This is a genomic window from Wenyingzhuangia sp. IMCC45574, from assembly GCF_054182685.1.
Genome location: NZ_CM135169.1, coordinates 3,075,306 through 3,088,120, shown reverse-complemented (window position 1 = coordinate 3,088,120; position 12,815 = coordinate 3,075,306). Strand labels below are relative to the sequence as shown.

Annotated in this window: 5 protein-coding genes; 1 reads left to right on the top strand and 4 read right to left on the bottom strand. The window is 34.0% G+C overall.

Annotated elements, in window-relative coordinates:
• Positions 1–33: 33 nt before the first annotated feature.
• From ACXHHC_RS13080 to uxaC, 3 genes are read right to left on the bottom strand one after another with little or no spacing between them, the layout of a single operon-like run.
• Positions 34–2,874 carry a glycoside hydrolase family 2 protein gene (locus ACXHHC_RS13080; RefSeq protein WP_458226820.1) on the bottom strand — a complete coding sequence of 947 codons (2,841 nt, stop codon included), beginning with the start codon at positions 2,872–2,874 and terminating at the stop codon, positions 34–36.
• Positions 2,875–2,905: 31 nt separating this feature from the next.
• On the bottom strand, positions 2,906–5,746 hold the full coding sequence (locus ACXHHC_RS13075; protein WP_458226819.1) for a glycoside hydrolase family 2 protein: 2,841 nt from the start codon (positions 5,744–5,746) through the stop codon (positions 2,906–2,908).
• Positions 5,747–5,759: 13 nt separating this feature from the next.
• Positions 5,760–7,163, bottom strand: a complete 1,404-nt coding sequence (gene uxaC, locus ACXHHC_RS13070; protein ID WP_458226818.1) for a glucuronate isomerase — start codon at positions 7,161–7,163, stop codon at positions 5,760–5,762.
• 160 nt (positions 7,164–7,323) lie between these two features.
• Here uxaC and ACXHHC_RS13065 point away from each other — a divergent pair, with 160 nt between their 5' ends.
• The gene (locus tag ACXHHC_RS13065; protein WP_458226817.1) at positions 7,324–8,472 is read left to right on the top strand and encodes a hypothetical protein; all 1,149 of its coding nucleotides are present in this window, start codon (positions 7,324–7,326) and stop codon (positions 8,470–8,472) included.
• Here the strand turns inward: ACXHHC_RS13065 and ACXHHC_RS13060 are convergent.
• A complete protein-coding gene (locus ACXHHC_RS13060) occupies positions 8,469–12,779 on the bottom strand; it encodes a hybrid sensor histidine kinase/response regulator transcription factor (RefSeq protein ID WP_458226816.1) in 4,311 nt (1,436 codons plus the stop codon). The genes ACXHHC_RS13065 and ACXHHC_RS13060 overlap by 4 nt on opposite strands.
• Positions 12,780–12,815 lie beyond the last annotated feature (36 nt).

Here is a 12,815-nt window from a genome sequence, read left to right as displayed (position 1 = left end):
TGAATTTCACTTTTTTACATTTTTCATAAACCCTTAAAAATCAAAGGTTAAATCAATCTGAATCATTTCGTCATCGTTTCCGAAATAATGGATTGGATTCCCTTTTGGCCCCATTTTAAATGGTTCTTTAAATTTTGTTCCTATGGCTGGAATGTTCTTTACAAACGATATATCTCCTTTTGGAAACTTTTTAACCGTTGCTCCTTTTTTAGGATCTTTTGGTTGTTGTGGCGTTAACATTCTTAAGAAGGTGTTCTTAGAATGGCAATAGACTGTAAATCCATTCTCATTTTTACCTTTTACATTCACCCAATTTAGGTTGGAATAAAAACCTTTAAATTCAGGATATACAAAACCTGACTCTCCAGTTACTGTGTTATTATAATCATTCTCCCAAACTTGAAAACGTGTCCCCTTCATACGGTTCCTCCACACTCTGTAAGGCCCGTCTCCTAACCATTTCATTCCTTTTACTTCTTGCTCTGGGAAAGAAAATGTAATCCCCATATAATCCTTGACCATTTTAATGTTTCGAATCTCTACATGTAAATCTAATTTTCCATTAGCACTCACCGTCCACTTTATATAATCTTGTGTATAGTCTTTGCTTTCTTTCCAATCGTGGTATTTGTGTCTTTTTTGGAACAGTGCTAAAATCTCTACTTTATCTTTAGATTCATTAATTGTTACTTTATCAAACTTAGACTTGCTACCTAACAAAACGGGTCCATCTTTTAAAGGAATAATTGTATTTCCCTTTTTTACTTCTTTTAACAAACCTGTTTTGTTAGAAAACACATATGCTAACTTTCCTGTACTTACATTGATAAGATCTTCGGTCCTTTTTACCGTTAGCTTTTCTTCTTTTGCTACTAGAAAAGACATTATTTTTTTGTTGATTCCTTTAGAAGTTTTAACTGGGTACGACCATGTAAAAATCTCCATTCCGTTAGGATCTGTAGCCGTTAAATACAAAACATCTGCTTCTTGCCATCCTTTAGGAGTTGCAATTGTTAACGTTCCTTTTTCTCCCGGAGCTAAATTGGGCAACTGTATTTTTTCTTTCGCTACTTCTATACTAGCAATCTTACTGTTAGGAGTTGTAAAAGCAGCCCAACTAGCAGTCATGGTACACTCATTTAAACGGGTATAGTGGTAACGGTTCTCCACATTAAAAGTCCCATTAAAATTAGAAGTTATAAATCTATCTTCTATGTAAATTGGAGACCAGATCTCTTTAATCGTAAAATAACTTGCTTCTTTTTCTCCGTAAGGTCCTACAATTCCATCTGCTCCTTGATTTCCAGCAACATCTATCATTCCATTCTTATCGGTACGCACCACTCCTTCATCGGCAAAGTCCCACAAAAAACCTCCTGCTGACAATGGCATATTCCACATTTGTTTCCAATAAGCATCTAAACTAGCTCCATGTCCTCCATCATACAATCCGTGCATAAATTCTGTTGGGAAATATATTTTATCATTGGTAGGAGCATCGTAGGCAAAAATGTGATACTCTGGATAGTGCATCGTGTTTGTTTTCTTATAAATCGCCCATGGGTGAATTACTTCTCTTTGTTGAATATCCCACTTAGCATATTCTCCATCCAAGTCACTATTCCAACCAGACTCATTACCATTGGCCCATATTAAAATGGATGGATGATTGACATCGCGAGTAATGGTTTCTTTGATAATTTTCTTACCCACTTTGGTGTCTAAATAAGGAACGTGCCAAGTACACACTTCATCAATTACAAACAATCCCAAAGAATCACAAGCTTCTAAAAAGTGAACATCTGGTGGATAATGCGACATACGAACCGCGTTCATGTTCATGTCCTTTATCATTTTTATATGTTCAATACTTAAAGCTTTAGAAGTCGTACGACCAGATTCTGGATGAAATGAGTGCCTGTTTACTCCCTTAAACTTAATCTTTGTATTGTTTACATAAATTCCATCACTCTCTCTTATTTCTACCGTTCTAAAACCTATTTTTTGATGGATGGTATGCAACACCTTTCCTTTTGTATCCAATAAATCAAATTGTAACTGGTACCTATTTGGTTTCTCTGGATTCCAGGTTTTAACGTTGTTTGCTTTTGCTGTAAAAGCCCATTTCCCTTTCTCTTTTTGGAAATTTTCTATTCCTAAATCCTGAACCTTATTTCCCTTTACATCTTCTAGCGTTAGTTTTACTTGACTAGCTTTTCTAGAGTTGGTAAACACATTGGCTTTAATGCTTCCATCTACTTGCGCATCTACAGCTACTCTATTGATATTTTCTTTAGGCAATGCTTCTAAATATACCGGTCTGTAAATTCCTCCAAAAATCCAGAAATCTGCTTTTCTTTCTGCTGCGTTTATAGACTCGTTGCTAGAACGCTTGTGTACTTTTACTTCTATAGTATTCTCCGCTCCGTATTTTAATAACTTAGAGATATTGTACTTAAATTCGTAAAAAGCTCCTTGGTGAATTTCTCCTGCTAACTTTCCGTTAATCTTTACCTCAGCATCGGTCATTACTCCTTCAAAAACAATCTTTACCTCTCGCTGTTTCCAATCTTTTGAAACCGTAAATTGGTACTTGTAAATTCCATGTTCATCAAAATAGGAAATCCCATTTTTAAAATCTCTACCGTAATTGTAGTGACCAAATCCTTGTTGTTCCCAACAAGATGGAACTTGAATTTTAGTCCATTTTTTACTTTGCATTCCATCGGAACAATAGAAGTCCCAAGCAACAGTATGGTCTTTATCTGTTCCTGTTAAGTACTGTTTTACAGTGGTGTTTTGCCCCTGAACTTGACTTACATAGGTAGCCAAGAACAACAGAACAAAAGTTCTTAAGATTAAAATTATTTTCATTTGTATTGGTTTGGTTTATTTTTTTCTTTGTCTAGAACTCAAATGTTAAGTCCATAACGATTGGCTCATCATCGTTTCCAAAATAATGCTCTTTGTGACCATGAGGTCCTGTGCTATCCGAAAACTGGAACTTGGTTCCTATTCCAGGAATATTCATTACAAAAGAGATATCTCCTTTAGGGAATGTTGGGTGTAACTTCCCTTTTTTGTTTTGTTTTGGTTGCTCCGGAGTTAACATTCGTAAGTAGGTATGTGGAGTTCTACAATACACTGTAAATCCATTATTGTTATTCCCTTTTATTGTAGACCAATACAAACTAGAGAAGAACCCTTTAAACTCAGGATACACAAACTGATCTTCACCTGCCTGTCCAGTTACCGTATTGTTGTAATCGTTTTCCCAAACTTGGAAACGAGTTCCTTTGGTTCTGTTTCTCCAAACTCTATATGGCCCATCTCCTAACCACTGCATCCCTGCTACTTCTTTTTCTGGGAAAGAAAAGGTAATTCCTCGGTATCCTTTTAAGTTTCTGAACCCTTTGAACTCAACTCTTAAGTCTAACAATCCATTAGAATGCACAGTCCATTTTATAATATCCGATCTTTTTTCTTTGATGGTTGACCAAGATGGAGATCTACTTTTTTCTTCGAAAACCGTTAAAATTTCTACTTTGTCTTTTGTCTCGTTTACAGATACACTCTTAATCTTATCTTTCTGACTTAAAATAATAGGCCCGTTATTTAAAGGAATGATGGTATTTCCTTTTTTAACTTCTTTTAACATTCCATTCCCCTCAGAAAACTTATATGTAAACGCTCCTGCAGTTACTGTAACAATTTTGTCCTTTGTTTCTGTTTTTAAAGCCCCTGCGATATTATAAGCTACTTTATCTTTGTTCAACTCTTTTGGAGTGGCAACTGGGTAAGACCAAGTAAAAATTTCTTGCCCATGTACATCGGTAGCTGTTAAATGTAAAGCATCGGCAGTTTTCCAATTATTGGGTTTATTTACCACAAACTTTCCTTTAGCTCCTGGTGCTAAGTTTGGCAAAGCTACTTTGCTATTTGCAATTACTTTGTCTTTTCCACCTTTAGGCCCTTTAAACTGAACCCACTTTGCCTCCATTTTACAAGCAGCCAAATTGGTATAATGATATCTGTTCTCTACTCTAAAAACTCCGTTAAAATCGTTTCTAATAAATCGGTCTTCTATATATACTGGTGACCAAATTTCTTTAATGGTAAAGTAACTTGCCTCTTTTTCTCCATAAGGACCAATAATTCCATCAGCAGCCTTATTTCCTTGTAAGTCTATTTCATTATTTCTGTCTGTTCTTTCAATCCCTTCGTCTGCAAAATCCCACAAGAAACCTCCTGCACTTAATGGTAAGTTCCACATCTTTTCCCAATAATCTTGTAACCCTGCACCATGACCACCATCGTACAATCCGTGTAAGAATTCTGTTGGAAATAAAATTTTGTCTTTGGTATAGGCATCGTTAATTAACGAATGGTAGTGACTGTAGTGAATGGTATTCGTTTTTTTATAAATACTCCATGGGTGAATTACCTCACGTTGTTGAATATCCCACTGTCCATAATCGTTATCTACTGCTGGATTCCATCCTTGTTCATTTCCATTTGCCCACAATAAGATAGACGGGTGATTTACATCGCGAACCACCGTTTCCTTCACCAATTTACGAGCCACCTTAGTATCTAACATAGGGTTGTGCCAAGTACAGATTTCATCAATTACAAACAACCCCAAAGAATCACAAACTTCTAAGAAATGAACATCTGGTGGATAGTGAGACATACGCACCGCATTCATATTCATATCCTTCATTAATTGTACGTGTTCTATACTAATCGCTTTAGAAGTAGTACGTCCAGATGCTGGATGAAACGCATGACGATTGACTCCTTTAAACTTTATTTTTTCTCCGTTTACATAAATTCCATCACCCTCTAAAACCTCAACAGTTCTAAACCCAATTCTTTCAGAAACAGTATGTAATACCTTCCCTTTTTTATCCAACAAATCAATTTGCAACTGGTACAAGTTTGGGTATTCTGGATTCCAAGTTTTTACAGAAGTTGCTTTGGTAGCCACACTAATTTTTCCCTTTTCTTTTTTAATGTTAGAAATGGTTAAATCTTGTACTTTGTTTCCTTTTATATCTAATAAGGTTAAAGCTACATGGTCGGCTTTTTTACCACCTAAAAACAAATCAGCTTTGATGTTTCCATCTGCTTTTGCATCAATGGCAAATCTTTCAATTCCTTCTTTTGGTAATACTTGTAAATAAACCGGTCTGTAAATCCCTCCAAAAATCCAGAAATCTGCTACTCTTTCTGCATGATTGATCGACTCGTTGCTAGAAACCTTATTTACTTTTACTTCTAATAGGTTCTTCTGACCGTACTTTAACAACTTAGATACTAAATACTTAAACTCATAAAAAGATCCTTGGTGAATTTCACCTGCCAATTTCCCATTTACTTTTACCTCAGCATCGGTCATTACCCCTTCAAAAACCAATTTTATATCGCGTTGCTTCCAAGCTTTTGGCACCATAAACGTATGCTTGTACAAACCGTATTCTTTGGCACGTCCCTCGGCTTTATCAGTTCCATAATTGTAAGCACCAAAACCTTTTTGTTCCCAACAAGATGGAACATCAATTGTAGTCCACTTTCCACTTTTTCTACCTTCCGAACAAAAGAATTGCCACGCTACTGTGTTGTCTTTATCTGTTCCTGATAAGTATTTAATAATGGTGTTATTGCTCTTCTCTGCTGTTTGAGAAAAACACATATTAAAAGCAGCTACTATAAAAGCAACGGCAAAAGTTCTTGTTTTTGACATCATCATTTAGATTCTAGTTAAATTCAAAGTAATTTTTAGCATTGTTGTAACAGATATCCTCTACCATTCCTCCTAGTAAATCCATATCCTTGTTGATCAATCCGTTCTCAACATCATTTCCTAGTAAGTTACATAAGATTCTTCTAAAATACTCATGTCTTGGATAAGATAAAAAGCTTCTAGAATCTGTTAACATCCCTACAAAACGGCTTAATAATCCCATATTAGACAATGCATTGATTTGATTCTCCATTCCAGATTTTTGGTCTAGAAACCACCATCCAGAACCAAATTGAATTTTTCCTGGCACCGTTCCGTCTTGGAAATTCCCAATCATAGTTCCTACTACCTCGTTTTGTGCTGGGTTTAAATTATAAATAATGGTCTTTGTTAGCTTATTCTCAATATCTAATCTGTTTAAGAATTTAGACATAGCTGCTGCTCCTGTTACATCGTGAATAGAATCGAAACCTGTATCTGGCCCTAATGAATTTAACAAACGACTATTGTTGTTACGTAAGGCACCATAGTGAAATTGCTGTGTCCATTTCTTCTCATTATCCATCACTCCAAACTCATACATCATAGCCGACTTAAATTTATCGACCTCTTCTTCAGTCAACTCTATTCCTGATCTAACTTTAAAGAAAATAGTTCTAATTTCTGCTTCGGTATACTCTTCGGCATAAAAAACTTCAATTCCATGATCTGATAACTTACACCCTGCTGCTGCAAAGAAATCATGACGTTCTTTTAATGCTTTTATTAAATCTTCGTAAGTATGTATATCTACATTAGACACTTCAGAAAGTGCAACCATATAATCGTTAAAAGACTCTACATCTTCTACTGCCATTGCTTTATCGGGTCTCCATGTAGGCAATACCTTTATCTTACAATCGCTATTTCTAATTGCTTCGTGATACGCTAAAGAGTCTACTGGATCGTCTGTTGTACAAACCACTTCTACCTTCATCATTTCCATTAATCCCTGAGGTCTATAGGCATCTGTCGCTAATTTAGCATTTGCCAAATCCCAAACTTCTTTAGCAGTGTCTTTATTTAAAACCCCTGTAAAACCAAAGAAAGCTTTTAGCTCCATATGTGTCCAATGGTACAAAGGATTTCTTACCGTATGAGGAACAGTCTCTGCCCATTTCTCAAACTTTTCCCAATCAGAAGCATCTCCGGTACAATATCTTTCATCTACTCCATTGGTCCTCATAGCTCTCCATTTATAATGGTCTCCATACAACCACAATTCTGTAATGTTTTTGAACTTTTTATTCTCTGCAATTTGCTGAGGAATTAAATGACAGTGGTAATCTATAATCGGCATTTTAGCAGCTGAATTATGATACAATTCACTTGCTGTTTCTGTTTCTAAAATAAAATTGTCGTCTAAAAAAGTTTTCATTTTGATATTTGCGTTTTACTAAGGATTTCTAAAAAAGATCCTCTCAAATTTAGCGATACGTCGATGTTTTCTTAACTTTAACCCCTCTTTAACGGTAGCTATAACCGTTAAAGTCAACTATAAACCCCAGTAAACAAAGGGATTGTAAAAAACACCATAGATGCAACCAAACTCGCAACAAAAACAATCGATTGTACAAAAAATCACAAATAGTGAGAGTTTTAAGAACGCTCCTACAAGTATTGCCTTGTTACAATACCTGTTTGATGCAACGTCTAAGAACATAAATTTAAAAGAAGGTGTGATAGATATTGAGTTTTTTGGTAGCAAAGAAAATTCAGAAAAAAACAATCCTAGGGTTCGAGTAAATGTATACAACCTCCGTAAAAAATTAACCGCGTATTACGAAAAAGAAGGTAAAAACAATGTTTGGGAAGTAAGTATTCCAAAAGGACAATATGCCGTTGTATTTACCAAAAGACAAAGTGAGCTTCAAAGAATTCAGAACAAAATAAGTTGGCCTAGGCTAATCCCTTACATGGCCTTAGTAATTTGCATTTCTCTATACATATACAGTCATCTCCCTGCTACCGCTCCAAAGCTTTGGAAACCCTTTTTAGAGCGTGAAAACACCAATGTATTTATTGGAGATCTTTTTGGAATGAATGGAGTTTCTGTAACAGGAAGCCCTGGATGGACAAGAGATTATAATATTAACACAGAGACTGAATTCTACAACTTTTTAGAAAAAAAACCAGAGTTAAAAGGAAGTATAAAACCCTCTAATTTTACCTATACAACCACTATGGCTGCATTGGCCACAAGAGACTTTCAAAAACTTTTTCAAAGCTACAATCAAGAATTTTCTCTTCGTTTTACCACCAAAAGTTCCACTAGCGAAATTAAAGAGACCAATGCAATCTATGCTGGACCGCTAAAAGAACACAATCTATTTGTCCCTTTTTTTAACGAAGGAAACACTATCTGCCAGATTAAAGACCGAAAACTACACATTAAAAAACCTAATACTAAAGAAATTATTTACAATCTAAACTCTTATATACAAACAGATGAGTTTGCTTTAGTTTCTAAATATCCGGCCACTGGAGAAACACAGCATATTATTTTTATTTCTCAGCACGACATTGGAGTAAGTGCCACCGTAGAATATTTTACAAATCCAGAAACTCTAAAAGAGTTCACCAACACCTATCTAAAAAACAACGAGTATTTTACTGCTATTTTCAGGGTGAAAGGACAAGACCGCACCAGTATAGATTTAAAATTAGTAGCCGTTTTCCCTTTTTAAACTTGCTGGTTATTTTCTTCTTCTAAATCCTCTAAGTTTGTGGTATCATTTTTTAACTGTTTTACATAATCACTAGGTATATACCCATACTGTTTTTTAAAACATTTAGAAAAATAAGAAGCTGTACTAAAACCAGTCATGTACATAATTTCTTTAACTGCCATGTTACTATCTGTTAACAATTGCATTGCCCTTTTTAATCGTATATTCCTTATCAATGCACTTGTTGTTAACCCTGTTAACTCTTTTACTTTTAAATAAATATTACTCCTACTTAAATACATTTCCTTTACCAAAGATTCTACACTAAACTCTGTATTCATCATATTCTTCTCAATAATATCAATTACTTTTTGTAAGAATTTTTCATCCGTTGACGTTACAGTTACATCTACCGGTTTAACAGCAACATCTGTAGGTTTCAATCTAATTTCACGTGTAAATTTCTTTCTTAAGTCATCTCTAAACTTTAATATATTTTTAAGCTTCAACTCAACCAACTCTATATCAAAGGGTTTGCGCACATAACCATCAGCACCATTTTTAAGTCCAATCATTTCCGACTCTTGAGAAATTTTAGCAGTTAACATCAATACTGGAATATGACTTGTCTCTATCGAAGTTTTTATGTTATTACAAAACTCTACACCATCCATAACAGGCATCATTACATCAGTAATTATAATATTTGGAGCATATTTTTTAGCCATCTCAAAGCCTCTTTCCCCATTCTCAGCTTCATAAATATAATACTGGTTACCTAATCCTTTTTTAAGAAACAAACGAATGTCTTCATTATCCTCTACAACTAAAAGAACGGGTAACTTAGACCTTCTTCTAGAAATACTTTGGTCTGTTATTTCATCTATTAATTCTATTGCTTGTGGTTCTGTATATAGTTTACCAACTTCACCTACAAATTCATTTTCGTTCTTAATACTTATCCCCTCTTTATTTTTATAAGCGTTTTTAGTTTTTGGCAACCAAACATAAAAACAAGTCCCTTTATCAGCACTACTTTTTACTCTTATAACCCCTTGATGTAAATCCACCAAATTTTTAGTGTATGACAAACCTATTCCAGAACCTTTGGTATTCATTTTAAGCTTATCTACCTCCATATAAAATCTTTCAAAGATGTGATTAATTCTATGAGTAGGAATCCCAGAGCCAGAATCTTGTACCTTAATTAAGATAAAATCGTTTAATATTACTCCATCAGAAATGTCTTTTGATTCTTTAAAATCAATAGCATCCATAACCTCTAGTCTTATAGTTCCTTCTTCGGGTGTAAATTTAAAAGCGTTAGAAAGTAGGTTGTTCACAATTTTCTCTACTGCATCGGGATCGAACCAAGTATCTAAATTTGATTTTGTGTGTAAAACCTTAAAATCTATATTCTTTTTAGTACCTAAAAACTGAAAAGGTTCACCTACCTCTTTTAAAAATTCGGATATATCTCCCTTTATAATATTTAACGCCAACTTTCCTCTATCCATTTTTCGAAAGTCTATTAATTGATTGACCAACCTTAACAGGTATCCCGTATTTTTCTTCATTAATTTATACTGCACTCTGGCCTCTGCTGCAGAAATATTATCTCCATTGTTAAGCAAATACTCCAACGGACCATTTATTAAAGTTAAGGGGGTTCTAAACTCGTGAGAAATATTGGTAAAAAACTCTAATTTTAATTTATTTAACTCTTCTTTTTTCTCTTTTTCCATATGCTCAAACTCTAGAGCATATTTTTTAGTTGTTTTAATAATTGTAAATCTTCTAAAAGCCCAAAGTAATGCTACAATAAAAAAGATGTATATAAATTTTGCGAAATTAGTTTTCCAAAATGGTGGAGAAACATTTATTTTTAGCTGAACAGGAGTTGTGTCCCACACACCATCGTTATTGGATGATTTCACTTTAAACACATACGCTCCTGGTTCTAAATTAGTATAAGTAGCGTAACGTTTCTCTGATGTTGTTTGCAACCATTTTTCATTAAATCCTTCCAGTTTATAACTGTACTTATTCTTGTCGGATGCAGCATAGTGCAAGGCAGCAAATTCAAAGGAAAAACTATTTTCATCATGTCTTAATTGAATTTGATCAATCTCATTGATGGATTTGTTCAAAACAACTCTTCCATCAACCTCTTCACCAATACCTATAGATTTATTAAAGATTGAAAAATCTGTTAAAACAGTTTCTGCATTTAAATTGTTACTTTTTATATCTTTTGGAAAAAAAGCATTAAAACCATTTACTCCTCCAAACACAAATTGACCAGACTTTCTAACCAAACATGACAACTCACCAAATTCATCGCTCTGTAAACCATCATTTACATTATAGTTTTGAAATTTCTCCGTTCTTGGGTTAAACTTAGAAATTCCTCTATTGGTTGCAATCCATAAATTACCCTCATCATCCTCTACTATACCTTTAATTACATTATTAGGCAATCCATTCTCTGTTAAATACCTTTTAAAATATGCCTTATTACCATTTACAGCAGGTACAAACTTATTCAACCCTCCTCCTAATGTTCCAACCCATAGCTCATTACTTGAACTTTCAAAAACTGTTAGTATATAATCATGACTGATACTTGTGGTATCATTTTTAACATTATTAAATACTTCAAATTTTGGACTTCTTGCATTCACCTCAGACCTAGGTAACATATTAAGGCCATTCGCAGTAGCAAACCATATATTCCCAAATGAATCTTCATAAATATCTCTAATAATATTATTTGAGATACTCTTTTCCTGATATTTATTATAAGATAAAACATCCTTCGTAAACTCACCCTCAGAACCAGAAACCAACCATCTTTTCACGCCATCGTTATAGGTTCCAATCCATATATTAGAATTTTTATCCTGTAGTATTGAAAAAACTGTGTTTGTTACATCCTTAAGAGGCTCTATTGCAAAATCGGATACTTCTTTGGGCTCAGTAATATCAATCATATAAGCATTGGGAGTAGACACCCCTCCAATCATTACCTTCTTCTTACCAGCAATATTTACTTCTGTTATTGCATAAGCAGTCATGTAAACATCCAAGGACTCAAATTTATCGTAAGCCCCATCATCATGTTCAGCTGTTAAAACGTCCAAACCGCCAATTTCTGTTCCAAACCATAAATAGCCATTACTATCTTCAAACAAAGACCTAATTTTATTACTACTTATACTTCCTTTGGTAGCTGTTTTCTGTATGTGTTGAAATTGTTTTCTGTGTGGATCGTATTTATTAATTCCTGCACCATAAGTTCCTACCCACAATATACCTGTATCATCAATATAAAGAGACCTTATACTATTAGAGCTGATACCATCAATTTTATTAGGATCGTACTTGTAATGATTGATCAATATAGGTTTAGAAGCCTCTCCCTGTAGTTTAAACTGCAACAGACCACCATTTGTAGCACACCAAATATATTTATCGTCAATTTTTATATCATTAAAATTACCCCAATAAAATGCTTTACGTTGCTTTCCAAAATCTCTTTTTGAAACTAAATAAATATGATTATGAGTTCCTATAACTAAATTCCCAAATGGATCCTCTGCAATGCTTCTAACCGCAACAGTTGGTATCCCCATAAATTGATTGTAATATTGAAAATACATATCACCATTCTTTCTATGCTCTAGCTTGTAAATTCCTTTTACACTTGTTACCCATATTTGTTTATTACTATCTTCAAAAATTGAATTAATATGGATTCCTTTTTGTGCATCAAAAATCTTATTCTTTTTTAAATTGATATGTCTAAATTTTGCTTCATCAATAGGTCTATTTAGGTCTAACATATCAATCCCTTTTGATGTGGCAACCCATAACTTATTGCCTTTATCAATTAAAATGGATGAAACATGATTGTTAGAAATACTAAACTCATCATTATCATCATGAACAAAATGATGAAACCTTTCTGTGCTAGAATCAAAAAAATTCACCCCAGAACCTGTAGTTGCAATCCATAAATCTCCTTTCTTATCTCCTATTACCTTCCAAATTAAGTTACTGTTTATACTACTATCGTCCGATAAATCAGGTGTAAATACCGTAAACTTATAACCATCATACCTATTAAGACCATCGTGAGTACCAAACCACATAAACCCTTTCTTATCTTGAAAAATGGAATTCACATCATTCTGAGATAAACCAGCCCTAGTCGTTAACCTGTCAAAACTAACTGCATTCTGACCGACAGACCAATTTGTAACGAGTACAAGAACAACAATTACTAGGTTCTTAAATCTGATTTTTCTAAAATTGGTTTTCATATAACTACAAACATAAAAGGGTTAGATTGAAAATAT